The organism is Pantoea sp. Acro-807, assembly GCF_011752675.1.
GTDB lineage: Bacteria > Pseudomonadota > Gammaproteobacteria > Enterobacterales > Enterobacteriaceae > Pantoea > Pantoea eucrina.
This window is the reverse complement of sequence record NZ_VWXE01000002.1, coordinates 429,520-452,543: the sequence shown is the minus strand read 5'-3', so window position 1 is coordinate 452,543 and position 23,024 is coordinate 429,520. Positions and strand designations below refer to the sequence as shown.

Genomic DNA, 23,024 nt, shown 5'->3' with positions numbered 1-23,024 from the left:
ATTTTCTAATGTGCTATCATAGCCACAATTAACAATCCACCGGCGTTGTAATTGTCCAACTAAATTATACTAATCGCTTTTAGTGCTCGCTGTAGTGACTTATTATTTGGTGTCAAGTTAATTGATATGACACTACGATGATAAAATCTCAATCTGCTTGCAATATTAATTGAATATCCACTAATCATTCATAATGGTTATTGCTTGTTTTTAATTCACCTCCGTTTCTAAACAGATATGGTAAAATTAGGATTCGCTATCATTTGGAATTTATTTATAGTCTATCACTAATTTTTTCCATTCAGTGTCTAAAGGAGTTTTGGTTGTGCACTTACAATACTGTAAGCTGCGAAAGTAAATATCAAACAAATAGTAAGAATGACCCCTACAGTAATTAATGCAGCACCTTGATAAGTAATTCTCTTATTCAAGTAATCAAATGTCCCTTTAATATCTGAAAATATCGCCTTATATACTGTTTCAGCTTGAGTTTCTTTATATTTAATTTCTTCATTTAAAGCCTTTAAGGTTTGCCATTGATTGACCAATGTCATAATCATTAAGGCTGCAAAAACGATAACACTAAATAGAATGAAGGTATTTATTACCCCCTGAATACCCCAACTTTCCCCAACAGGTTTCATTTGCGTTGCTACAATTATGGTAGACACTGGAATACCTAGTATTTGATTCTGAATGTCAGAAAAAACCTTATGTATTTTACCAACTTCTTCAACTTTGGCAGACTTCAATTCATCAATGATTTTCTTATACGAAAACTTAGATACATATATATCATACCCCTTACTAACATCAGTACATATACTATCGATATTCCTTAATAAACTTTCAAAAATTAAGTTAGAATCCCCAGGCCCGCAATGATTCTTGATGCTTTCTGATAAAATCTCAAGTTTGTTTTTCTGATGAGCATCATCATTAAATAATGATGTTAAACTTTTCGCACATTCGACATTAAGATTTTGAACGTCATTGAAGTTGTAAATTACAGGTATCTTTAATGCTGGGCTAGAAAAGAATATTAACTCATTTTTAGATTTATCAAAATAAACTGCACTTTTAGAAAAAAGTTCAATTATAGACAGGATGCATCTGTACTTTTCTACGGTTATAAATTTACTTTCAGGTTCCGCAGGGTTATCCGGAGTGTCACCGCTATAAAAATCGATATTATGAATGTAGAAGTTTTCAGGTTCACTTTTTTTATTCTTTTGGTTTCTAAGGAAATCCTCAAATGAATCACATACAAAACCTAAACTTAGTTGGGGGCTTTTAATATTAAGCTTGATATTTTCTCCCACTGAGAATTTATCTTGATCGTGTTCAGCATATAATGAATATATTTGATGCTGAGAAATCAGCTTTTCAAGCAGTTCAACGTCCTGAATGCTACTCACATTGAACACCCCTTCAGAAAAGGAGGTGGTATAATTTATTCTTCTGTATACACTTATTAGTTCCGAGAATTCTTTACTCATTTTCGTTAACGTCTTCTTCTAAGCCAAGCTCTTTTTTTAGTTGAGCTATAAGAGAATCAGGCAAGTTTGAAATCATTATTGTCTTATCTTGATCATCAAACTCAATCGAACCATCTTTTAGAGCGTCGCGATCAAACTTCAAAAACCAGTGCTTACCTTTTCCTTTGAATGTTATCATTTCTTTAATAACATTACCATCTGGTACAAAGCCCTCACTTAGCTCATAGACATCACTTACCAATACCTCTTGCAATTCATCTGGAGCTTGAGGCCACATTGAGTTACTAAAAGTTGACACTTCAAATGGTTGCTGGTTATCATTTAATTCCTTTAACTTTTCATAAGATTTATTCAGGAAGTCTTCACGTTTCTCAGTATTTAAATTTTTATTGTCAGCGAATGACTCCAAAGCATGCTTAAGCTTTTGCGTCTCTTTTTTCGCAATTACAACATCATTACAGCCAAGGAATTTTTTAAAGTAACCCGCAACATCATTTTGACCTTTCAGGAAGCTTATATAGTTATCCTTTCCTGCTTTCATTGCCGTTAAGTCAATTTTTCCTGCAACACGTAGTTTGGAAATGTCTAAGTACTCACTATCTTCAATGTCATGATTTTTAATGGTTGAACCAGTGCTTGAAATCAAAATGGCCACAAGAAGATCTTCTTGATCAACCCTGTTAATATGTACTATAACGACTTTACCACCTGTAGAAAGAGGAGCATCAATAGCCCTAGCTTCAAGATGATTTAACATACGAAGGCTTGTTTGATAAAAATCATGAGAATATAAAACGGAATAATCTTTGATTATTTTTCCCATTGGAAAGTTATCTTCATCATTTTCAAATTTTCCATAACCTTTTCCACCCCGGCTTTTATATCTATCAAGAACATCATTAACTAATCGTGTAATAGCGGCATGTACCGGTTTTTCGCCCGGAGCTGGGATTAGGACAGCAGGCTGGCGAGCCTCTTTATCCATGATGTGAACTACGAAGTGCCCAATATTTTGATTTGTCAGCTTGTCCATTTTCAGATCACCATAGTAATTGCTGTAAAAGTGTGCAGTAAAAGCATGCTTACATGAAATAAGTGAAAATTTGAGTTAAATAACCCAGAGGGGTAACTAAAGGGAACCATAATCTTTCGGGCTTGAACCTAAAAGTTGCTTGGAGATATATCTGCTCCTAACTACATAAAGATAATTAATCAATTTAAGTCTATATGCAACAAAATATTGGCTAAATGCCGCTTAATTTGGAAGATGATTATCTGTAAACTTCAGGGTAGTTTGAATTGAGATCTTTAATTACTTGAAATTGTTATAGAAGATTAGTAGAACTAACTATGCGAAACCCCGTGTAGTGATGACCCCCATTGCGAATTTCCATCTTCACTGAGATTGCTAATTACAAAAAAAACCGGCCTAAGCCGGTTTGTGTGAGATGAGATTATCAGGCATTACATGCAGGCAACCAATCTGCCTCGCTGTCCTCATGCAACGTCAGATTAGTTTGTATGCCGTTATTTGTGCGGCGTTTAAGCAGAATGCGCTCATATTCTTTAAGCGTCTGCGGCACCGCCTGGCCGAAAGCGGTCAGGCTTAGCGGGTGCTGATGTCCGCGCGATTCCATAAACGACAAATACGCATGGTAGAGATAGCGCTTTGGGTTAATCGGGCGAATGTTGGCGTTGCCAATAAACAGCCCGTTCGGCTTGCTCAACGGCATCAGGTAGCCACAGAAATCGACCAGTGGATCGGCCTGTCGTTTTATCTCCAGTGCTTCGCCGGATGATTGCTGCGCCTGCAACAGCTCGCGCGCTTCATCAGGCGACACGAAGCGCTGCATTAGATGACGAACTATCACGGCCAGCTCAACGTTGATTTTATCCAGTAACTGCGGGTCGCGCTCTTTAGCCGGTATCACTTCCGGGAACGTCAGGATTACCCGGCGACGCGATACTCCACCGCTGCGATCGCTGAAACGCATTGGATTGTTGTTCACCGCCAGAATTACCGCCGGGATTTGTGTTGAGTAGGGATCGCGATATTTAGGATCGATGGCTACTGCATCGCCGCCGGTAATCGCCTTAATTCCCGCGCCGTCGCCGCTCCATTTCTCCTGATCGGGCAGAATAATCAGCGAGAATCCGGCCACGCTGGAGCATTCGCGCGATGATTCCAGCGTGTCGATGGTGGCTGACGTAATGTTATCTCAGCTGAGAGTAAGGTTATCTTAATCACAGCATTACTGATGTTCGTCCGAAGCGGATACACGCTTCTGGCCCGCACCATAGCATCCACCGAATGCATACTGCTGACTCACAGACTCAGGCGGAACCAGCCAGAAAGCTACAGACACAAAAAAGCCCGCAGGGCTTGCGCCGTGCGGGCTTTCAGGACTTCATCATGTGACTCTGGTAATCACCGATGGAGAATTTTGGTGGAGCTGGCGGGAGTTGAACCCGCGTCCGAAATTACTACACCGTCGGTACTACATGCTTAGTCAGTCTTTACATTCGCCTGGCAGCTGCGGACAGACACGCCACTGACAGACTAGCCTGATTAGTTTTAACGCTTCAACCCCAGGCAGGGCATCCACGCGATCTCTTTTGGGTTTGACCTCTCTTGATCCCCGTCCTAAGAGCGGAGGCTAGGGAGAGAGGGCTCTAAGCAGGTTATTAAGCTGCTAGTGCGTAGTTTTCGTCGTTTGCGACTATTTTTTTGCGGCTTTTTACGAGGCAAACCGCCCCTCGGCATGCACCTTGGGTTTCGCGAATCCCGTCGAATCCAGAATCAGCCCCAAGTCTTAAAACTGTAGCGCAAATCTATAAAAAAATCCAGTGCTTAACGGCTGGCACTCTTCATAATTCGTGCTTTGTCCATCTTCCACTCGCGATCTTTAATGTCAGAACGCTTGTCGTGCTCTTTCTTACCGCGTGCGACGCCGATTTTGAGCTTGGCCCAGGCGTTTTTCCAGTAGAGCGAAAGCGGTATAATGGTGTAACCGTCGCGGTTAACGCTGCCAAACAGTGAAGAGAGCTCGCGCTCTTTCAGCAGCAGCTTACGGGTGCGTGTCGGATCGCACACCACGTGCGTTGAAGCACCGATCAGCGGCTGGAACGTAGCGCCAAACAGAAACGCTTCGCCGTCGCGCAGCATGATATAGCTTTCGCTGATATTGGCTTTACCGGCGCGCAGTGCTTTAACTTCCCATCCCTGTAACGACAGACCCGCTTCGAACTCCTCCTCGACGAAGTATTCGTGGCGCGCGCGTTTGTTGAGGGCAATGGTGGCTGAACCGGGTTTGTGAGCTTTTTTCTTTGTCATAGTGCGGCGTAGTCTACATTACTCAGTTTGTGGGCGCATCCCCATGTCCTGCGGGGCGGTAAAAAACATCCTATTTTAGCACAGCTGGCAAAAGCATGAATTTTTGTTTAATGGCCTAAAATGGTATAATTCAACGGTTTTGTGACCAACAGGAACCCTTATGGCTCAGATTAGCCGCTCAGCGCTGGTCCCCTATAGCGCTGCACAGATGTACCAGCTTGTGAATGACGTGGATGCTTATCCTGAATTTCTTCCCGGCTGCACCGGCAGTCGCGTACTGGATAATAGCGGTCATCAGATGACCGCCGCGGTCGATGTCTCTAAAGCGGGCATCAGTAAAACCTTTACCACGCGCAATACGCTGACTGACAACCAGAGCATTCATATGCAGCTGGTTGATGGCCCGTTCCGTAAGCTGACCGGCGGCTGGAAATTTATCTCGCTGGGTGATGACGCCTGCAAGGTTGAGCTGAGCCTCGATTTTGAGTTCACCAATATGCTGGTTGAGATGGCATTCGGGCGCGTGTTTAAAGAGCTGGCAAACAGCATGGTGCAGGCGTTTACCCAGCGTGCCAAAGAGGTCTATCGTGACTAAGATCCGGGTGGAAGTGGTCTATGCGCTGCCGGATAAGCAGTATCTGCGCGAGGTTACGCTGGAGCAGGGTGCTACGGTAGAAAAGGCGATAGAGGCATCGGGACTGCTGCAGCTGCGCCGGGATATCGATCTGTCACAGAATAAAACCGGGATCTTCAGCCGGCCGGTTAAGCTTGGCGATAGGGTTGAAGAGGGTGATCGGGTTGAGATCTACCGGCCGCTGATTGCCGATCCGAAAGAGCTGCGCCGCCAGCGTGCTGAGCGTGCCGCCACAAAAAAATAGCTGACGTTAAGCATTAAAAAAGGCGCCCCGGGCGCCTTTTTTACTGTCATCAGCTTAACTGTCTTTCTGGCCAGTGAGCCGCGGCTTGTTATCAATGTTCGTCAGGACACCGCTGCGATCGAATGTCAGCGTCAGCGTCTGCTGCTTCACGCGCTCGTGACCAGGTTCCTGACGGAAAATGTAATACCAGACGTTGCTGCCAAAGGGATCGTGCATCATCGGGGTGCCCAGGGTATAGGCTACCTGCTGCTGCGTCATGCCGGTATGGATCTTGGCGACATCGTTGGCGGCCAGGTAATTCCCCTGATTAATATCCGGACGATAAACAACGCGCTCCAGCGTGGAGCATCCGGCGGTTGTCATCAACATTACCACTGCCGCAGCAGTCAGCGTCTTAAAGCGCATCTGTACATTCCTTTTTTCGGGCCAAACGCCTTTCAGCAGGCAGTTTTGTTGCCATTACATTCTGAACTCTGCACGCGGCAGGCTTTTATTATGGCGATATCACTGCCGATGATAATAGACCTTTTCCCGGTTGGGAACCTTTACAGAGCATGCATATGACCATCAGGCCGGAAAAAAGTGCGGTCTCAGGCTGCTAAAAGTTCTTTGGCGTTCGCCAGGGTGTTACGCGTGACTTCGCTGCCGCCCAGCAGACGTGCCAGCTCCTGCAGGCGTGCGCGCTTATCCAGCGGCTGCATATGCGTTTCCGTCATCGCGCCGTCGGTCTCTTTGCTGACAAAGAAGTGCTGATGACCGCAGCCTGCAACCTGCGGCAGGTGCGTCACACACATGACCTGCGTCGATTCACCCAGCTGACGCAGCATCTTGCCGACGACAGCAGCAGTAGGCCCACTGATACCGACATCCACTTCGTCGAAAATCATGGCCGGAGTTTCCATCTTCTGCGCGGTGATCACCTGAATAGCGAGCGCGATACGCGACAGCTCACCGCCTGAGGCGACTTTACCCAGCGGCTGCAGCGGCTGGCCAGGGTTAGTTGTCACCCGGAAATCGATGCGGCTGGCACCTTCGGCCGTCAGCTGATCGGGATTAAACTCCAGCACAATCGCAAACTGCCCGTGCGGCATCGCCAGGGTACGCATGCTTTGCGTAATGAGATCGCACAGTTCATGAGCAGATTTTTCACGCTGATGATGCAGCGTTTCAGCGCAGGTGATAGCGGCTTTGTGATGCATCACTACGTCGTGCTGCAGGCTCTCCTGATCGCTCTCCTGCTGCGACAGCAGCTCCGCCTCTTCCAGCAGCTGCTGATGCAGAGCCGGCAGCGCTTCAGGCGCTACGTGATGCTTGCGCGCCAGCGCAATCTGCCGCGACAGCCGCTGCTCCAGCTCGTAAAGGCGATTGGGGTCAAGATCGAGACGTTCGCAGTAATGACGCAGTTCGTCGCTGGCTTCGCTCAGCTGAATGGCCGCTTCTTCCAGCAGGTTAAATACGCCGCTGACTTTATCATCCAGCGAGACCAGCTCGCTGAGCATGTTGCGGGCGCTGTAGAGCAGGCTCTGCAGGTTGGTATCTTCACCGTCGGCAAGAATATGCAGCGCCTGCTGGCTGGTAGAGAGCAGCTGTCCGCTGTTAGCGAGCCGCTTATACTCTTCATCAATTTGCTCATACTCTCCCGCCTGCGGAGTAAACTCGTTCAGCTCTTTCAGCTGATACTGCAACAGCTCGCGGCGCGCTTCACGCTCCTGCGACTGCTGCTGATGCTGCGCCAGCACACGGCAGCTGTGATGCCAGCGCTGATAGTGCTGACGCATCTCGGTCAGCAGCCCGTCATGCGCCGCATAAGCATCCAGCAGATGCTTCTGATGATCGGTTTTCAGCAGCAGCTGATGCGCGTGCTGACCGTGGATCTGAATCAGCAGCTGGCCCAGCTCGCGCAGCTGAGAGAGCGGTACGGCTGTGCCGTTGATAAAGCCGCGCGAGCGACCATCCGCGCTGATAACGCGACGCAGTAAACACTCATTACCGTCATCCAGCTGATTATCGACCAGCCAGCGCTGCGCTGACGGCGATGATTTCAGCTGAAAGCGGGCACAGATATCGGCCCGGCTCGCCCCCTGACGCACCATATCCGCTTCCGCCCGTCCGCCGAGGCAGAGGCCCAGCGCATCAATGGCAATAGATTTACCTGCGCCGGTCTCACCGGTGATCGCTGTCATACCGCGATGAAAGTCGATCTCAAGCTCACGAACGATTGCGAAGTTACTGATGGTCAGTTGTGCCAGCATACAATCACCTGTATAGAAAAACAGATATGGTTTTTCGTACAGTATAAACTGGTTTTTTAACCAGTAAAGTAGCCAGCACTGATTTCTAGAACAATTTTTTCGACCAGCCGAGTTTTGAGCTTAATGTATTGAAGTAGTTATAGTTTTTAGGATGGATAAGATTAAGGTGGCTGCTGCTGCGCCGGATCAGCACATCTTCACCCTCCTGAATCGGCAGGGCAATCTGGCTGTCACAGCTGATCTCCAGATCGCTGCGCAGCGAGGAGAAACGCAGGCGAATGGTACTGTTGCTGTTGATAACCAGCGGGCGCGACGACAGCGTGTGCGGGAACATCGGCACCAGCACAATCGCATCAAGCGAAGGGGTAAGAATAGGTCCGCCTGCGGAGAGCGAGTAGGCGGTGGAGCCGGTAGGGGTGGAGATAATCAGGCCATCTGAACGCTGAGAAAAGGCGAACACTTCGTCAATATAGACCTCAAACTCAATCATATGCGCCACTTTGCCAGGATGGAGCACCACTTCATTGATGGCGCTGCCAATGCGCGGCGAGCAGGTATCGCGGCAGACCTGCGCCTCAAGCAGAAAGCGACTCTCCACAAAGTAGTCGCCCTGAAGAACATCATCCAGCTGCTGCTGCGCGTTATCCGGATCGAGGTCGGTCAGGAAGCCCAGATTGCCACGGTTGATGCCAATCACTTTAATGTCATAGCGTGCCAGCACCCTGGCCGCGCCCAGCATATTGCCATCGCCGCCAACCACCACGGCCAGATCGGCCTGCTGGCCTATTTCCGCCAGCGTGCCGGTCTTTACATCGGTTAAGCTCAGCTCGCGCGCAATCTGCTGTTCGACAATCACTTCATATCCCTTATCGGTCAGCCAGCGCCAGAGCATCTCATGGGTGGTTAACGCGGTAGGATGGCGCGGATGACCCACGATCCCGATGCAGCTAAAGTGTTTGTTCATGTGGCGGGTATTCCTCATAAGCCAAAACGGCCTGGCAATGTGATGGGTTCACTTGAAACCGTCAAACTGATCCCCATAATAAGCCAACCAGCGAAATGAATGTGCAAAACGCGGAGAAATTCATGAGTAGTAAAGAACAGAACACCCCAAACGAGCAAGTCTCAGACGAAATTCAACAGGATCAACAGCCGGCGGACGCGGAGACAGCAACTGAGGTGGATCCGCGTGATGAGCGCATTGCGCAACTGGAAGCGGAGCTGACCCAGGCGCAGGGCGGCGTGCGCGAAGCGCAGCTGCGTGCGCAGGCGGAGATTGAAAACATCCGTCGCCGTGCAGAAATGGATGTCGAAAAAGCGCATAAATTTGCGCTGGAAAAATTTGCCAACGAGCTGCTGCCAGTGATTGATAGCCTGGAACGCGCGCTGGAAGTGGCTGATAAAGAGAACACCGGGCTCGCCTCAATGATTGAAGGCATCGAGCTGACGCTGAAATCCCTGCTGGGCGCCGTGCGCAAGTTTGGCGTTGAAGTGGTGGGCGACACCCACGTGCCGTTTAACCCGGATCTGCATCAGGCGATGTCGATGATGGAATCGGATGAGGTTGAGCCGAACCATGTACTGATGGTAATGCAGCGTGGCTATACCCTGAATGGTCGCCTGCTGCGTCCGGCGATGGTGGCGGTCTCTAAAGCCAAAGCCTGAGCAGAGTAGTGCATCACAACGGCCGCCTGACGCGGCCGTTGTTGTTTCAGGGGAGGACTGGCGTCCAGTCGATCGGCGTTTCTCCCGCCTGGCTGAGCAGTGCGTTGGTCTGCGAGAAGTGCCGGCAGCCAAAAAAGCCGCGATGCGCTGAGAGCGGAGAAGGATGGGGAGCTTTCAGCACGTGATGACGCTGCGCATCAATGATGCTGCCTTTCTTCTGCGCGTGCGATCCCCACAGCAGAAAAACCACGCCCTCACGGTGCGTATTGATGGCATCAATCACCGTATCAGTAAACGTCTCCCAGCCAAGCCGCGCGTGCGAGTGTGCTTTGCCCGCCTCAACGGTCAGTACCGTATTCAGCAGCATTACCCCCTGCGTGGCCCAGCTCTCCAGAAAACCGTGCTGCGGCCGCTGAAAACCCTCAATATCCTGTTCCAGCTCTTTGTACATGTTAAGCAGAGAGGGCGGGATGGCCACGCCAGGCAGCACCGAAAAAGCCAGGCCGTGCGCCTGATTCGGTCCGTGATAGGGATCCTGACCCAAAATCACCACCTTGATATCGCCCAGTTCTGTCAGTTTAAACGCGTTAAACACATCTTTCTGTGGCGGATAAACGGTCACGCCCGCCGCCCGCTGCTGCGCAACCGCCTGCAGCGTCTCTTTGAAATAGGGCTTCTCTTTTTCATCTGCCAGCACATCGTGCCAGGTCAGCTTGTCACTCATGGTTAACTCCTGACGATAGTTTTCCTTAGCTTAGCTGCTTCAGCGCGGGAGCAGAAGAATTAACCCCGCCGTTTCAGCTTGATGCAGGTCAAGGCACCGGCGGCGTCCCGGTGATATACCAGCCTGTCTATCTGTCAACGGCGTTCAGAGACAGAACGCCCCTTTCTGGAGATCGCTATGATTACCGGCATTCAAATTACCCAAACCCATAACCCGCTGCTGCTGAACTCATTCTGGCTGCTGGATGAAGAGGCGGGACAGGCGCGCTGTCTGTGCGCCAGAGGCCTCTATGAGGAGGATCAGGTGGTTGCCCTGAGCGAGCTGGGCGAGATGGCATACCGTGAAGTGCCCCTGGAGCAGAAACCGCAGGTGCGCGTTGAGGGCGGACAACATCTTAACGTCAATGTACTGCAGCGGGAAACGCTGGAAGATGCGGTTAAGCATCCCGAAAAGTATCCACAGCTGACCATTCGCGTATCCGGTTATGCCGTACGGTTTAATGCCCTGACGCCAGAGCAGCAGCGCGATGTGATCACCCGTACCTTTACAGAGAGCCTGTAACTGAAGTAGCGATGAAAAGTTGCTCATGCTGCAGGCCAGTGCGGAAGCGGTCCGGAACGCATGCGTTGATTAAAATGCGACATTTACCGGCGTTCGCGCTGACCCGCCTGTCAGTGGCCCTTAAGGCCAGCTGAACGTAAAAAAAAAGCGCCGGTTCAGGCGCTTTTTTTACTGCAGTGACGTTTTATTCCGCACCTGACTCCGGCGTGGTTGATCCGCTTGGCTTGCGGCGTTTACCCACGTTTTTGGTGTCACGATGGCGTTTTTTCACGCGCGGCTTTTCGTCTTCTTTCTCTTTCTTCTCTTTGCGTTTGGCAAGCGCCTTTTTCGACGGCTTTCCGGTGACTTTAGCACTCGGCGCACGCGACTCAGGACGCAGCTCATCAATCACGCGTGATTTCAGCGGCTCATTAACGTAGCGGCTGATTTTACCCAGCAGAACGTGATCGTGCGCCTCAACCAGCGAGATAGCGATCCCTTTGCGTCCGGCGCGGCCGGTACGGCCAATGCGGTGCAGATAGGTATCTGCCGTACGCGGCAGGTCAAAGTTGATCACGTGAGTCACGTCATCAATATCGATACCGCGCGCCGCAACGTCAGTGGCAACCAGCACATTGACGCGACCATCGTTGATGCGTTTAATCGCTTCATTACGGTTCGCCTGTACCATCTCCCCTTCGAGGTAGCTGCTGCGCAGGCCCGCTTCATGCATCCAGGTCACCAGCTCGTGCAGACGTTCACGCTTGCGCACAAACACAATCGCACGCTTCACTTCCGGCTGCTTTAACAGGTGCACCAGCAGTTTGGTCTTGTGCTCAAGGTTATCAGCACGGTAGTACCACTGCTGAATGCGTTTGCGTTCGCTTTTGCTCGGGTCGGCTTCAATCGCGACCGGATCGTTGAGCAGGCGTTCAGCAAAATCTTTGATGTGCTCGCCTTCCAGCGTGGCGGAGAAGAGCAGCGTCTGTTTGCGCCAGCGCGTCTCACCGGCGATGGTCTCGATATCCTGGGCAAAGCCCATATCGACCATGCGGTCCGCCTCATCGAGAATCAGTGTTTCTACCGCGCGGCAGTCAAAGTTCTCTTCTTTGATGTACTGCAGCAGACGGCCGGTGGTCGCCACCACAATATCCTGATTTTCGCTGAAGACTTCAGCGTGGTTCATATAGGCAACGCCGCCGGTGATGGTGGCGATATCCAGATGGGTATGCTTCGCCAGCTCACGCGCCTGATCGGCCACCTGCATCGCCAGTTCGCGGGTAGGGGTGAGGATCAGGATACGCGGCGGACCCGACTTCTTACGCGGGAAGTCCAGCAGATGCTGTAATGCGGGCAGCAGATAGGCGGCGGTTTTCCCCGTTCCGGTGGGTGCCGAACCTAACACGTCACGGCCTTCCAGCGCGGCAGGAATGGCTTCAGCCTGAATGGCCGTCGGGCGCGTGAAGCCTTTTTCCTGCAGGGCATCCAGCAGGCTTTCGTCGAGTTCGAGTTCGGAGAATGTGGTTACTGTCATGTTCTACCTCAGTTTGGGGCGCTGATTATAGACAGATCGGCCGCAATCTTCATCTGTTTGTGTTCATCAGGCGCAGATGAATTCATTGTGCGACCACGTTACACTCTCGCCAGATAACAATTCAATGGCCGAAAGCATGTCTCAGTACCAGCCGCCAGCACGGGCGACATTAAGAAAAGATGGGTTTACGTTTAAACAATTTTTTGTCGCACACGATCGCTGTGCAATGAAGGTTGGCACGGATGGCGTGCTGCTGGGGGCGTGGACGCCGGTGGCCGGGGCACGGCGTATTCTGGATATTGGCTGCGGCAGCGGGCTTATCGCCCTGATGCTGGCGCAGCGCACGCCGCAACAGGTTACGCTGGATGCGGTCGAGCTTGATAGCGAAGCCGCCGCGCAGGCGCAGGAGAATGTGCAGGCCTCGCCGTGGGGCGCCCGTATCACCGTGCACCAGGCGGATATCCTTAACTGGAGCAGCCGGTGTGAAAAACGCTATTCGCTGATCGTCAGCAATCCACCTTTCTTTGTGCCCGGTATGGCCTCATCCAGCGCAGCACGGGACACGGCGCGCAGCACCGCCACGCTCGATCACGCCGCGCTGCTGCAGTGCGCGGCACAGCTTATCGAAGAAGAGGGGCTGTTTTGCGTGGTGCTGCCGGTGGAGAGCGGCGAGGCGCTGGTGCAGCTTGCCCGCGCCGATGGCTGGCATCTGCGGCTGCGCTACGACGTTGCGCCTTATGCACAGCGGCCACCCAACCGGCTGGTGCTGGGCTTTTCACCTGCGGCAGGCGAGCTGATACAGGAGCGGCTGGCGATCCGCAATGAAGATAAAAGCTACTCCGCTGACTGGCTGAGCCTGGTGACAGACTTCTATCTTTTCCGCTGAGTATTGGCTGTCACCATACTGCAGCAGCGGTCGCGATCTGTCGTTACGTTCGCAGGATCCCTGCTGCATCGTGTTGCAAAGTGGCGAATTTTGCGCGCTGCCGTCAGCTATGCTGAAAAGAAGAGTAATAAAGATGAAAAAGAGATCGCCTTACGCTACTCTGCCAGCACCGATCGGCACTGCATAAGCTATTGAAAGCGGGTCAGCCGCTACGTCATAACGGGTTGCAATGCCGCGACGAAAAAACAGGTCGTAGTGAACTTCAGGCCAGAACAGAACTCAAAGCGCATGCTTGCTCACGGGTATGAGATGTGCTGGCAGTCCACTTACGCATAAAAGAGTTTTGGGGAGACATTACCTCGGATGAGCGAGCAGTTAACGGATCAGGTTCTCGTTGAGCGGGTTCAGAAAGGAGATCAAAAGTCCTTTAACTTACTGGTAGTCCGATACCAGCATAAAGTGGCGAGCCTGGTTTCACGCTATGTCCCTTCGGGTGACGTGCCCGATGTGGTACAGGAATCATTTATCAAAGCCTATCGCGCGCTGGAGTCGTTCCGCGGGGATAGCGCTTTTTACACGTGGCTTTACCGCATCGCGGTAAACACAGCAAAAAATTATCTGGTGGCTCAGGGCCGTCGTCCGCCTTCCAGCGACGTAGATGCAATTGATGCAGAAAACTTCGAAAGTGCGGGCGCGTTAAAAGAAATATCGAACCCTGAGAACTTAATGTTGTCTGACGAACTGAAACAAATTGTTTTTCGGACAATTGAGTCACTTCCTGAAGATCTCCGTATGGCTATCACGCTCCGGGAGCTGGATGGTCTGAGCTATGAAGAGATCGCTGCCATTATGGATTGCCCGGTTGGTACTGTCCGATCGCGCATATTTCGTGCCCGGGAAGCCATTGATAACAAAGTTCAACCGCTTATCCAACGTTAGTGATAACGGCTACTGAAAGGGTACCAAGGCATGCAGAAAGAAAAACTTTCCGCTTTAATGGATGGTGAAACGTTAGACAGCGAGCTGTTGTCCTCGTTGTCAAAGGATGTCGAACTTCAAAAAAGCTGGGAGAGCTACCATCTTATTCGCGACACCCTTCGCGGGGATGTAGGCGAAGTGCTGCATTTTGATATCTCCGCCCGCGTGGCCGCAGCCATCGAAAATGAACCGCTGCGCCCTGCGGCAACACCGCTGATCCCTGAAGCGCAGCCGGAACCGGCACGCTGGCAAAAAATGCCGTTCTGGCGTCGCGGCGGCAGCTGGGTAGCGTCAGTCACGCAAATTGGCGTAGCCGCCTGCGTATCACTGGCGGTCATTGTTGGCGTGCAGCACTACAACGGCTCTTCTGCCGGTGGGGCAGCAGAGTCCTCAGATGCTCCGGCGTTTAATACGCTGCCGATGATGGGTAAAGCGTCACCGGTAAGCCTGGGCGTACCGTCTGATGCCTTTGAGACCAACAGTTCAAATCAGCAGGTTCAGGATCAGCGGCGTCGCGTTAACGCCATGCTGCAGGATTATGAGCTGCAGCGTCGTCTGCATGCCGATCAGGTACAGTTTGAAAACAGCGTACCGCAGCAGGCGCAGACCACCGTTCCCGGAACGCAGTCGTTAGGAACTCAACAGCAGTAATGAAGCAGCTCTGGTGCGCCGTTAGCCTTATGGCCGGCAGCCTGCTCTGGACATCAACCGCCCCGGCACAGACGTCGTCTTCCGGGGCGTTGTTACAGCAGATGGAGCAGGCGACTCAAAATCTCAATTATGAATTTGCGTATATTAATGTCTCACGACTGGGCATTGAGTCTCTGCGCTATCGTCACGCCGTGGTGGATAAGCGCGTCTTTGCGCAGCTGCTGCAGATGGATGGTCCGCGCCGTGAAGTGATCCAGCGCGGTAACGACATCAGCTATTTTGAACCCGGGCTGGATCCGTTCTCACTGCCGGGCAACCATATTATCGACGCGCTGCCTTCACTGATGTTTGCTGATTTCTCCCGGCTGGGTCAGGCGTATGACTTTGTGCCGGTAGGGCGATCGCGTATGGCTGACCAGATGTGCGAAGTTGTGCGTATTGTCTCCCGTGACGGTACGCGCTACAGCTATGTGGTCTGGCTGGACGTGGATACCAAACTGCCGCTGCGCATCGATTTACTGGATCGCGATGGTGAAACGCTGGAGCAGTTCCGCGTTATCAGCTTTGCAGTGGATGAGGGCGTGCGCAATCTGATGCAGGGGCTTGAGAAGGCAAATCTGCCGCCGTCGCTCTCCCTGCCGGCGGGCGACAAAGTGGAACTCAGCTGGCAGCCTGGCTGGATACCGGCAGGCATGAAGCTGATTTCGCAGAGTCGTCGCGCAATACCCGCCATGAATAAAACCGTCGAATCGCGTCTCTACAGCGACGGGCTGTTCAGTTTTGCCATTAACATTGCGCCTGCCGATAAAAATAGCGTGCCTCAGCAATTGCGCACGGGACGTCGTACGGTGCAGACCGTTGTGCGCGATAATCAGGAGATCACCGTGGTGGGCGAATTACCGCCTGCAACCGCGAAACGTATCGCCAGCGCTATTGATGCAGGGGCAAAAAAATGATGAGAGAGTGGGCCACCGTAGTGGCTTGGCAGGATGGCGTTGCCACGCTGCATTCTGAAGCGAAAACTTCCTGCAACAGCTGTTCAGCGCGTAAAGGCTGTGGCAGCCATGCGCTCAACAAGCTGGGGCCGAAGAACGCCCATGTCATGACCATTCCCAGCGCTGAGCCGCTACAGCCGGGTCAGCGCATTGAGTTAGGCATTCGCGAAAGCAGCCTGCTCGGCTCAGCGCTGCTGGTCTATATGACGCCGCTGTTTGGCCTGTTTGCTGTGGCTGGCCTGTTTCAGATGCTGTTTCACAGCGACCTCGCGGCCGCCTGCGGGGCGCTGCTTGGCGGCGTGGGAGGATTTATCATTGCCAAAGGCGTTTCATCGCGCTATGCCGGACGCGAAGCCTTTCAGCCGGTGATCCTCAGCGTGGCGCTTCCGCCTGATGCGCTGCGGGTTGAAGATGTCAGCTGATGCCGCCCGGGCCGCCTGCTGTGCGGCCTTTTCATTTCCGCTTACCCGCTGAATTCTGTTGCAAATCCCACAGGTTCCATTCTTTAACGCGCGGCGTTAACAGTGTAATATGCGACGTCATTAATGAGGCCGACAGGGTTCCGGGTAAAGATCGCTTGCCTGAATGTGTCTGTGCTCACGTTTTCAACTGATTCTCTACGTGAAGATATTCATATAAATGAAGCACATACGAAATTTCTCTATTATTGCTCACATTGACCACGGCAAATCAACGCTCTCCGATCGTCTGATTCAGATTTGTGGTGGCCTGAGCGATCGTGAGATGGCGGCGCAGGTTCTTGATTCCATGGATCTGGAGCGCGAGCGCGGCATTACGATTAAAGCGCAGAGCGTCACGCTCGATTACACAGCGCCAGACGGTGAAACTTACCAGCTCAATTTTATCGACACCCCGGGCCACGTAGACTTCTCGTATGAAGTTTCCCGCTCGCTGGCGGCCTGTGAAGGGGCGCTGCTGGTGGTCGATGCAGGACAGGGCGTTGAAGCACAGACGCTGGCGAACTGCTATACCGCCATGGAAATGGATCTGGAAGTGGTACCGGTACTGAATAAGATCGACCTGCCCGCTGCCGATCCTGAGCGCGTAGCCGAAGAGATTGAAGATATCGTGGGTATCGATGCCGTAGATGCCGTGCGCTGCTCGGCTAAAACCGGCATCGGCGTGCCGGATGTGCTGGAGCGCCTGGTGCGCGATATTCCGGCACCGGAAGGCGATCCGGATGGCCCGCTGCAGGCGCTGATCATCGACTCCTGGTTCGATAACTACCTTGGCGTTGTTTCCCTGATCCGTATTAAAAACGGTACGCTGCGCAAGGGCGAGAAGGTCAAAGTCATGAGTACCGGTCAGGTTTATAATGCTGACCGCCTGGGTATCTTCACACCCAAACAGGTTGACCGCACCGAACTGAAGTGCGGGGAAGTGGGCTGGCTGGTGTGCGCCATCAAAGACATTCTGGGTGCGCCGGTGGGCGATACGCTGACGCTGCAGCGCAACCCGGCAGATAAAGCGCTGCCTGGCTTCAAAAAGGTCAAACCGCAGGTTTATGCCGGTCTTTTCCCGGTGAGTTCAGATGACTATGAGTCATTCCGCGACGCGCTCGGCAAGCTGAGCCTGAACGACGCCTCTCTATTCTATGAGCCAGAGAGTTCAACCGCGCTGGGCTTTGGTTTCCGCTGCGGCTTCCTGGGTCTGCTGCATATGGAGATCATTCAGGAGCGCCTGGAGCGCGAGTACGATCTCGATCTGATCACCACTGCGCCAACGGTTGTGTATGAAGTGCAAACCACCGATGGCGAAGTGGTATATGTTGACAGCCCGGCCAAGCTGCCGCCGCTCAACAATATTGAAGAGCTGCGTGAGCCGATTGCAGAGTGTCACATGTTGCTGCCACAGGAGTATCTGGGTAACGTGATTACCCTGTGCGTGGAGAAGCGCGGCGTGCAGACCAATATGGTTTACCACGGCAACCAGGTCGCGCTCACCTACGATATCCCGATGGCTGAAGTGGTACTCGACTTCTTCGACCGTCTGAAATCGACATCGCGCGGCTATGCGTCGCTGGACTACAACTTCAAGCGTTTCCAGGCGTCAGACATGGTGCGCGTGGACGTATTAATTAACGCAGAGCGCGTTGATGCCCTGGCGCTGATCACCCACCGCGATAACTCGCAGTACCGCGGTCGCGAGCTGGTGGAGAAGATGAAAGATCTGATCCCGCGCCAGCAGTTTGATATCGCGATTCAGGCGGCGATTGGCAACCATATCATTGCGCGTTCCACCGTGAAGCAGCTGCGTAAAAACGTCCTGGCAAAATGCTACGGCGGTGACGTCAGCCGTAAGAAAAAACTGTTGCAGAAACAGAAAGATGGTAAGAAACGCATGAAGCAGGTCGGCAACGTTGAGCTGCCGCAGGAAGCTTTCCTCGCCATTCTGCATGTCGGTAAAGACAGCAAATAAGGAACCACAATGGCTAACATGTTCGCCCTGATTCTGGTTATCGCTACGCTGCTGACCGGCATCATCTGGTGTATCGATCGCGTGAAGTGGGCACCTGAGCGTCGGGCAAAACAGGCCGCTGCACAGGCGCAGGCGGGTAACTCGCTCGACAGCAAAACGCTGGCGAAAGTGGCTGCGCAGCCAGGCTGGATTGAAACGGCGGCATCGGTATTTCCGGTGCTGGCGGTGGTACTGATTGTACGTTCATTTATTTTTGAACCCTTTCAGATCCCCTCCGGCTCAATGATGCCCACGCTGCTGATTGGCGACTTTATTCTGGTGGAGAAGTTTGCCTACGGTATTAAAGATCCCATTACGCAGACCACGCTGATCCCGACCGGACATCCAAAGCGCGGCGATGTCGCCGTGTTTAAATATCCGAAAGATCCCAGCGTTGACTACATCAAGCGCGTGATTGGTCTGCCGGGCGATAAAGTGATGTTTGATCCGTTCAGTAAAACGCTGACCATCAATCCCGGCTGCGGTAACGGCAAATGTGATACGGCGCTGCCGGTCACCTATACCAATATTGAGCCAAGCGACTTTATCCAGACGTTCAGCGGCTTTGACGGCAACGAGACCGGCAACGGCTTCTTCCGGAAACCGCAGGGTGAAACGCTGCGCGGTGGCCTGCGTCTCGGGACGCGCAAAGAGACGCTGGGCGATGTGACGCACAATATTCTGCTGGTGAATGAGGCGCAGAGTCAGGCGAACATGTACTATCAGCAGCCGGGCCAGCCGCAGGCGACCTGGGTGGTACCGAAGGGTCAATATTTCATGATGGGCGACAACCGTGACAACAGCGCCGACAGCCGCTACTGGGGCTTTGTGCCTGAGAAGAATCTGGTCGGTAAAGCGGTCGCTATCTGGATGAGCTTTGAAAAACAGGAAGGTGAGTGGCCGACAGGCGTACGCCTGAGCCGTATCGGCGGCATTCACTAAATACGGGTGGCTTCCTGTCTGACAGGAAGCCACTGCACACGAAACAGAACGCGCTGCTATCAGCCCTGTTTCGTATGCAGAGTTACAGACGCACAGAACAACTGGAATCGCATGAACCCCATTCTCATTACTAAGCTGCAGCGCAAACTGGGCTACACTTTTACTCATCCGGAACTTTTGCAGCAGGCCCTGACACACCGCAGCGCCAGCAGCAAGCATAACGAACGGCTTGAATTTTTAGGCGATTCAATTCTCAGCTATGTGATTGCCAACGCGCTTTATCACCGCTTCCCGCGCGTGGACGAAGGCGATATGAGCCGCATGCGCGCCACGCTGGTGCGCGGCAATACGCTGGCTGAGATGGCGCGTGAGTTTGAACTGGGCGAGTGCCTGCGTCTTGGACCAGGCGAACTGAAAAGCGGCGGCTTCCGTCGCGAGTCGATCCTTGCGGATACGGTAGAGGCGCTGATTGGCGGCATCTTCCTCGACAGTAATATCCAGACCGTTGAGAAGCTGATTCTCGACTGGTATCTGAACCGTCTGGAGCAGATAAGCCCGGGCGATAAACAGAAAGATCCCAAAACGCGCCTGCAGGAGTATCTGCAGGGTCGCCATCTGCCGCTGCCTTCCTATCTGGTGGTGCAGGTGCGGGGCGAAGCGCACGACCAGGAGTTCACCATTCACTGTCAGGTGAGTGGCATGGCCGATCCGGTCGTGGGCGTAGGCTCCAGCCGCCGCAAAGCGGAACAGGCTGCCGCCGAACAGGCTTTAATTAAGCTTGGACTCGAATAAATTGTTTTACGACAGCGCCATCCCGGCGCTGACTAAGTCAGGACCCGAATGAGCGAACACGAAACTTATTGCGGCTTTGTCGCGATTGTAGGCCGGCCCAACGTCGGTAAATCAACCTTACTGAACCAGCTGCTGGGGCAGAAGGTCTCGATCACCTCACGCAAACCGCAAACCACGCGCCACCGTATTATGGGCATCCACACCGAGGGCGCTTATCAGGCGATCTACGTGGATACACCCGGGCTGCATATGGAAGAGAAGCGGGCGATCAACCGCCTGATGAACCGTGCTGCCAGCAGCTCAATTGGCGACGTGGAGCTGGTAATTTTCGTCGTGGAAGGCACGCGCTGGACGCCGGATGATGAGATGGTGCTCAACAAGCTGCGCGACGGCAAAGTCCCGGTGGTGCTGGCGGTGAACAAGGTGGATAACATTCAGGATAAAAGTATCCTGCTGCCGCACCTGCAGTTCCTGAGCCAGCAGATGAATTTCCTCGATATCGTGCCTATCTCTGCTGAGAATGGCAAAAACGTCGATACCATCGCAGCGATTGCCCGTAAGCGTCTGCCGCTGGCGGAGCACCACTTCCCGGAAGATTACATCACCGACCGCTCACAGCGCTTTATGGCTTCGGAGATCATCCGCGAAAAGCTGATGCGTTTCCTCGGTGCCGAACTGCCTTACTCTGTGACCGTTGAGATCGAACAGTTTGTGGCCAATGAGCGCGGCGGCTACGACATCAATGGCCTGATTCTGGTAGAGCGTGAAGGCCAGAAGAAAATGGTAATTGGCAATAAAGGCTCGAAAATCAAAACCATCGGCATTGAAGCGCGGCGTGACATGGAAGAGATGTTTGAAGCCAAAGTGCACCTTGAGCTCTGGGTGAAAGTTAAATCGGGCTGGGCAGACGACGAACGTGCGCTGCGCAGCCTGGGCTACACAGACGATCTGTAACTGATGGAAGGCTGGCAACGCGCGTTTGTGCTGCATAGTCGCCCCTACAGCGAAACCAGCCTGCTGCTCGATCTCTTTACGGAAAGTCAGGGCCGCGTTCGCGTCCTGGCTAAAGGCGCGCGCTCGCGTCGCTCTCAGCTGAAAGGCACCCTGCAGCCTTTTACGCCGCTGCTGGTCCGCTGGGGCGGACGCGGTGAAGTCAAAACGCTGCGTAATGCCGAAGCGGTTTCGCTGGCGCTGCCGCTCAGCGGCATCACGCTCTACTGCGGTCTCTATGTCAATGAACTGCTGTCGCGCGTGCTGGAGCAGGAGATCCCCTTTTCTGAACTCTTCTTCGATTACCTGAACTGTATTCAGGAGCTGGCCGCCGGCACCGCCTCGCCGGAACCGGCGCTGCGCCGTTTTGAGCTGGCGCTGCTCGGGCATCTCGGCTACGGCGTCGATTTTCTGCACTGCGCCGGCAGCGGCGAGGCGATCGATGACGCCATGACCTACAGCTACCGCGAAGAGAAGGGCTTTATCGCCAGCCTGGTGCTGAATCAGCGCAGCTTTACCGGTCACCAGCTGCGCGCCATTGAAGCGCGCAGTTTCCCCGATGCCGATAGCCTGCGGGCCGCCAAGCGCTTTACGCGCATTGCGCTAAAGCCCTATCTCGGCGGCAAACCGCTGAAGAGTCAGGAGCTGTTTCGCCAGTTTATTCCAAAGAAGAAACCCGATGCGCCGCAGGCGTAGCTGCGGTCAGACCACCTGAACGTATCGTCGCGATACACTGCACTGACATTAAACAAAGAGAAGCGTAGTTATGGCTGAGTTGCTGTTAGGCGTCAATATTGATCATATCGCTACCGTACGTAACGCGCGTGGCACCCACTATCCCGATCCGGTACAGGCCGCTTTCGTGGCCGAGCAGGCGGGCGCTGATGGTATTACCGTGCATCTGCGTGAAGACCGCCGGCATATCACCGATCGCGATGTGCGTATTCTGCGCGATACCATTCAGACGCGAATGAACCTGGAGATGGCGGTCACGGATGAGATGATCGCCATCGCCTGTGACATCCGGCCGCACTTTGTCTGCCTGGTGCCGGAGAAGCGTCAGGAGGTCACCACGGAGGGCGGCCTGGACGTGGCGGGCCAGCAGGCGAGCGTCAGCGCAGCGGTACAGCAGCTGTCAGAGGCGGGCATACTGGTGTCACTGTTTATCGATGCCGACCGCCGGCAGATTGACGCAGCGGTTGCCAGCGGCGCGCCTTATATCGAAATTCATACCGGCGCATACGCCGAAGCGCCGGAAGGGCAGGCGCGTGACGCTGAGCTGATGCGTATTCGCGAAGCAGCGCACTACGCTGCCTCTCTCGGGCTGAAGGTCAATGCCGGCCACGGACTGACTTATCACAATGTGCAGCCCATTGCGGCGCTGCCGGAGATGCATGAGCTGAATATCGGCCATGCCCTCATCGGCCGCGCGCTCTTCAGCGGGCTGGCAGATGCGGTAAGCGAAATGAAGCAGCTGATGCGGGAAGCGCGGCGCTGATGGCGATTCTCGGCCTCGGCAGCGATATCGTGGAAATTGAGCGCATCGCCGGCGTTATCGAACGATCCGGCGATCGCCTGGCGCGCCGCGTACTGAGTGACGCGGAGTGGCAGCAGTATCAGGCGCATCAGCAGCCGGTGCGTTTCCTTGCCAAGCGCTTCGCCGTGAAAGAGGCGGCGGCCAAAGCCTTTGGCACCGGGATCCGCGGCGGACTGGCGTTTAATCAGTTTGAGGTGTTCAACGATGCGCTGGGAAAACCGGGTCTGCGCTTTTTTGAGCAGGCGAGCATCATTGCTGAACGGCTGGGCGTGCAGCGCGTGCACGTGACGCTGGCTGATGAGCGCCACTACGCCTGTGCCACGGTGATCATCGAGGACTGAGCGTTACG

Annotated in this window: 24 protein-coding genes, 1 other RNA gene and 1 pseudogene; 16 read left to right on the top strand and 10 right to left on the bottom strand. The window is 53.2% G+C overall.

The window, feature by feature from the left end; genetic code table 11:
• Window positions 1–308 precede the first annotated feature (308 nt).
• The 5 genes and pseudogenes from F3J39_RS08605 to smpB all read right to left on the bottom strand — a co-directional run bounded on the left by F3J39_RS08605 (window position 309) and on the right by smpB (window position 4,833).
• On the bottom strand, window positions 309–1,418 hold the full coding sequence (locus tag F3J39_RS08605) for a hypothetical protein (RefSeq protein ID WP_166714079.1): 1,110 nt from the start codon (window positions 1,416–1,418) through the stop codon (window positions 309–311).
• Window positions 1,419–1,491: 73 nt separating this feature from the next.
• Window positions 1,492–2,532, bottom strand: coding sequence for a nucleoid-associated protein (locus F3J39_RS08600; protein ID WP_166714078.1), 1,041 nt, complete (start codon window positions 2,530–2,532; stop codon window positions 1,492–1,494).
• A gap of 424 nt (window positions 2,533–2,956) precedes the next feature.
• Window positions 2,957–3,718: pseudogene (locus F3J39_RS08595) on the bottom strand (primase-like DNA-binding domain-containing protein); the annotation flags it as partial.
• A gap of 226 nt (window positions 3,719–3,944) precedes the next feature.
• Window positions 3,945–4,307: a transfer-messenger RNA gene (gene ssrA / locus F3J39_RS08590) on the bottom strand.
• Between the two features lie 43 nt (window positions 4,308–4,350).
• A complete protein-coding gene (gene smpB / locus F3J39_RS08585) occupies window positions 4,351–4,833 on the bottom strand; it encodes an SsrA-binding protein SmpB (protein ID WP_039379735.1) in 483 nt (160 codons plus the stop codon).
• A gap of 160 nt (window positions 4,834–4,993) precedes the next feature.
• On the opposite strand from smpB, the gene F3J39_RS08580 reads away from it, so the two are divergent.
• Entirely contained in the window at window positions 4,994–5,428 is a 435-nt protein-coding gene (locus F3J39_RS08580) for a type II toxin-antitoxin system RatA family toxin (protein ID WP_039379733.1), read from the top strand.
• Entirely contained in the window at window positions 5,418–5,711 is a 294-nt protein-coding gene (locus tag F3J39_RS08575; RefSeq protein ID WP_250341277.1) for an RnfH family protein, read from the top strand. The genes F3J39_RS08580 and F3J39_RS08575 overlap by 11 nt, the downstream gene beginning before the upstream one ends.
• Window positions 5,712–5,765: 54 nt before the next feature.
• On the opposite strand, the gene bamE is transcribed toward F3J39_RS08575, so the two are convergent.
• From bamE to nadK, 3 genes are all read right to left on the bottom strand, one after another.
• Window positions 5,766–6,116, bottom strand: a complete 351-nt coding sequence (gene bamE / locus F3J39_RS08570) for an outer membrane protein assembly factor BamE (protein ID WP_071667878.1) — start codon at window positions 6,114–6,116, stop codon at window positions 5,766–5,768.
• A 185-nt stretch (window positions 6,117–6,301) separates the two neighbouring features.
• Window positions 6,302–7,963 carry a DNA repair protein RecN gene (recN, locus tag F3J39_RS08565; protein WP_166714076.1) on the bottom strand — a complete coding sequence of 554 codons (1,662 nt, stop codon included), beginning with the start codon at window positions 7,961–7,963 and terminating at the stop codon, window positions 6,302–6,304.
• Window positions 7,964–8,048: 85 nt separating this feature from the next.
• Window positions 8,049–8,927 (bottom strand): NAD(+) kinase, encoded by an 879-nt coding sequence (nadK, locus tag F3J39_RS08560; RefSeq protein WP_039379723.1) that lies wholly within the window; start codon window positions 8,925–8,927, stop codon window positions 8,049–8,051.
• 122 nt (window positions 8,928–9,049) lie between these two features.
• On the opposite strand from nadK, the gene grpE reads away from it, so the two are divergent.
• Window positions 9,050–9,628, top strand: a complete 579-nt coding sequence (gene grpE, locus F3J39_RS08555) for a nucleotide exchange factor GrpE (RefSeq protein WP_071667881.1) — start codon at window positions 9,050–9,052, stop codon at window positions 9,626–9,628.
• A 46-nt stretch (window positions 9,629–9,674) separates the two neighbouring features.
• Here the strand turns inward: grpE and ung are convergent, their stop codons facing one another.
• Window positions 9,675–10,352, bottom strand: a complete 678-nt coding sequence (gene ung / locus F3J39_RS08550; protein WP_166714075.1) for a uracil-DNA glycosylase — start codon at window positions 10,350–10,352, stop codon at window positions 9,675–9,677.
• 177 nt (window positions 10,353–10,529) lie between these two features.
• Here ung and grcA point away from each other — a divergent pair, with 177 nt between their 5' ends.
• Entirely contained in the window at window positions 10,530–10,913 is a 384-nt protein-coding gene (grcA, locus tag F3J39_RS08545; protein ID WP_039379718.1) for an autonomous glycyl radical cofactor GrcA, read from the top strand.
• Between the two features lie 184 nt (window positions 10,914–11,097).
• Here the strand turns inward: grcA and srmB are convergent, their stop codons facing one another.
• Entirely contained in the window at window positions 11,098–12,426 is a 1,329-nt protein-coding gene (gene srmB, locus F3J39_RS08540; protein ID WP_039379716.1) for an ATP-dependent RNA helicase SrmB, read from the bottom strand.
• A gap of 136 nt (window positions 12,427–12,562) precedes the next feature.
• On the opposite strand from srmB, the gene F3J39_RS08535 reads away from it, so the two are divergent.
• The 12 genes from F3J39_RS08535 (at window position 12,563) to acpS (ending at window position 23,016) form a co-directional block, all read left to right on the top strand.
• Complete coding sequence (locus tag F3J39_RS08535; RefSeq protein WP_166714074.1) at window positions 12,563–13,312, top strand: tRNA1(Val) (adenine(37)-N6)-methyltransferase; 750 nt, start codon at window positions 12,563–12,565, stop codon at window positions 13,310–13,312.
• Between the two features lie 363 nt (window positions 13,313–13,675).
• Complete coding sequence (rpoE, locus tag F3J39_RS08530) at window positions 13,676–14,251, top strand: RNA polymerase sigma factor RpoE (RefSeq protein WP_039379714.1); 576 nt, start codon at window positions 13,676–13,678, stop codon at window positions 14,249–14,251.
• 30 nt (window positions 14,252–14,281) lie between these two features.
• Window positions 14,282–14,941, top strand: coding sequence for an anti-sigma-E factor RseA (rseA, locus tag F3J39_RS08525; RefSeq protein ID WP_166714073.1), 660 nt, complete (start codon window positions 14,282–14,284; stop codon window positions 14,939–14,941).
• Window positions 14,941–15,897, top strand: a complete 957-nt coding sequence (rseB, locus tag F3J39_RS08520) for a sigma-E factor regulatory protein RseB (RefSeq protein ID WP_071667883.1) — start codon at window positions 14,941–14,943, stop codon at window positions 15,895–15,897. The genes rseA and rseB overlap by 1 nt, the downstream gene beginning before the upstream one ends.
• Window positions 15,894–16,358: a SoxR-reducing system protein RseC gene (gene rseC, locus F3J39_RS08515; RefSeq protein ID WP_094111708.1), complete on the top strand. Its 465-nt coding sequence runs from the start codon at window positions 15,894–15,896 to the stop codon at window positions 16,356–16,358. Before rseB ends, rseC begins: the two co-directional genes overlap by 4 nt.
• A gap of 217 nt (window positions 16,359–16,575) precedes the next feature.
• Window positions 16,576–18,375, top strand: a complete 1,800-nt coding sequence (lepA, locus tag F3J39_RS08510; protein ID WP_039379703.1) for a translation elongation factor 4 — start codon at window positions 16,576–16,578, stop codon at window positions 18,373–18,375.
• A gap of 9 nt (window positions 18,376–18,384) precedes the next feature.
• Window positions 18,385–19,356, top strand: coding sequence for a signal peptidase I (gene lepB / locus F3J39_RS08505; RefSeq protein ID WP_039379701.1), 972 nt, complete (start codon window positions 18,385–18,387; stop codon window positions 19,354–19,356).
• A gap of 111 nt (window positions 19,357–19,467) precedes the next feature.
• Entirely contained in the window at window positions 19,468–20,148 is a 681-nt protein-coding gene (gene rnc / locus F3J39_RS08500; protein ID WP_039379698.1) for a ribonuclease III, read from the top strand.
• Between the two features lie 48 nt (window positions 20,149–20,196).
• A complete protein-coding gene (gene era / locus F3J39_RS08495; RefSeq protein ID WP_039379695.1) occupies window positions 20,197–21,102 on the top strand; it encodes a GTPase Era in 906 nt (301 codons plus the stop codon).
• Window positions 21,103–21,105: 3 nt separating this feature from the next.
• Window positions 21,106–21,834, top strand: coding sequence for a DNA repair protein RecO (recO, locus tag F3J39_RS08490; protein ID WP_039379693.1), 729 nt, complete (start codon window positions 21,106–21,108; stop codon window positions 21,832–21,834).
• Window positions 21,835–21,904: 70 nt separating this feature from the next.
• Window positions 21,905–22,636 carry a pyridoxine 5'-phosphate synthase gene (gene pdxJ / locus F3J39_RS08485; protein ID WP_039379691.1) on the top strand — a complete coding sequence of 244 codons (732 nt, stop codon included), beginning with the start codon at window positions 21,905–21,907 and terminating at the stop codon, window positions 22,634–22,636.
• The gene (gene acpS, locus F3J39_RS08480) at window positions 22,636–23,016 is read left to right on the top strand and encodes a holo-ACP synthase (RefSeq protein ID WP_039379688.1); all 381 of its coding nucleotides are present in this window, start codon (window positions 22,636–22,638) and stop codon (window positions 23,014–23,016) included. The genes pdxJ and acpS overlap by 1 nt, the downstream gene beginning before the upstream one ends.
• The last annotated feature ends 8 nt before the right edge of the window (window positions 23,017–23,024 follow it).

Bases quoted from the DNA above. Each gene is read 5' to 3' on its own strand.
- F3J39_RS08600 (WP_166714078.1), bottom strand. From the start codon at position 2,532: ATGGACAAGCTGACAAATCAAAATATTGGGCACTTCGTAGTTCACATC.
- smpB (WP_039379735.1), bottom strand. From the start codon at position 4,833: ATGACAAAGAAAAAAGCTCACAAACCCGGTTCAGCCACCATTGCCCTC.
- F3J39_RS08580 (WP_039379733.1), top strand. From the start codon at position 4,994: ATGGCTCAGATTAGCCGCTCAGCGCTGGTCCCCTATAGCGCTGCACAG.
- bamE (WP_071667878.1), bottom strand. From the start codon at position 6,116: ATGCGCTTTAAGACGCTGACTGCTGCGGCAGTGGTAATGTTGATGACA.
- recN (WP_166714076.1), bottom strand. From the start codon at position 7,963: ATGCTGGCACAACTGACCATCAGTAACTTCGCAATCGTTCGTGAGCTT.
- nadK (WP_039379723.1), bottom strand. From the start codon at position 8,927: ATGAACAAACACTTTAGCTGCATCGGGATCGTGGGTCATCCGCGCCAT.
- grpE (WP_071667881.1), top strand. From the start codon at position 9,050: ATGAGTAGTAAAGAACAGAACACCCCAAACGAGCAAGTCTCAGACGAA.
- ung (WP_166714075.1), bottom strand. From the start codon at position 10,352: ATGAGTGACAAGCTGACCTGGCACGATGTGCTGGCAGATGAAAAAGAG.
- grcA (WP_039379718.1), top strand. From the start codon at position 10,530: ATGATTACCGGCATTCAAATTACCCAAACCCATAACCCGCTGCTGCTG.
- srmB (WP_039379716.1), bottom strand. From the start codon at position 12,426: ATGACAGTAACCACATTCTCCGAACTCGAACTCGACGAAAGCCTGCTG.
- F3J39_RS08535 (WP_166714074.1), top strand. From the start codon at position 12,563: ATGTCTCAGTACCAGCCGCCAGCACGGGCGACATTAAGAAAAGATGGG.
- rpoE (WP_039379714.1), top strand. From the start codon at position 13,676: ATGAGCGAGCAGTTAACGGATCAGGTTCTCGTTGAGCGGGTTCAGAAA.
- rseA (WP_166714073.1), top strand. From the start codon at position 14,282: ATGCAGAAAGAAAAACTTTCCGCTTTAATGGATGGTGAAACGTTAGAC.
- rseB (WP_071667883.1), top strand. From the start codon at position 14,941: ATGAAGCAGCTCTGGTGCGCCGTTAGCCTTATGGCCGGCAGCCTGCTC.
- rseC (WP_094111708.1), top strand. From the start codon at position 15,894: ATGATGAGAGAGTGGGCCACCGTAGTGGCTTGGCAGGATGGCGTTGCC.
- lepA (WP_039379703.1), top strand. From the start codon at position 16,576: ATGAAGCACATACGAAATTTCTCTATTATTGCTCACATTGACCACGGC.
- lepB (WP_039379701.1), top strand. From the start codon at position 18,385: ATGGCTAACATGTTCGCCCTGATTCTGGTTATCGCTACGCTGCTGACC.
- rnc (WP_039379698.1), top strand. From the start codon at position 19,468: ATGAACCCCATTCTCATTACTAAGCTGCAGCGCAAACTGGGCTACACT.
- era (WP_039379695.1), top strand. From the start codon at position 20,197: ATGAGCGAACACGAAACTTATTGCGGCTTTGTCGCGATTGTAGGCCGG.
- recO (WP_039379693.1), top strand. From the start codon at position 21,106: ATGGAAGGCTGGCAACGCGCGTTTGTGCTGCATAGTCGCCCCTACAGC.
- pdxJ (WP_039379691.1), top strand. From the start codon at position 21,905: ATGGCTGAGTTGCTGTTAGGCGTCAATATTGATCATATCGCTACCGTA.
- acpS (WP_039379688.1), top strand. From the start codon at position 22,636: ATGGCGATTCTCGGCCTCGGCAGCGATATCGTGGAAATTGAGCGCATC.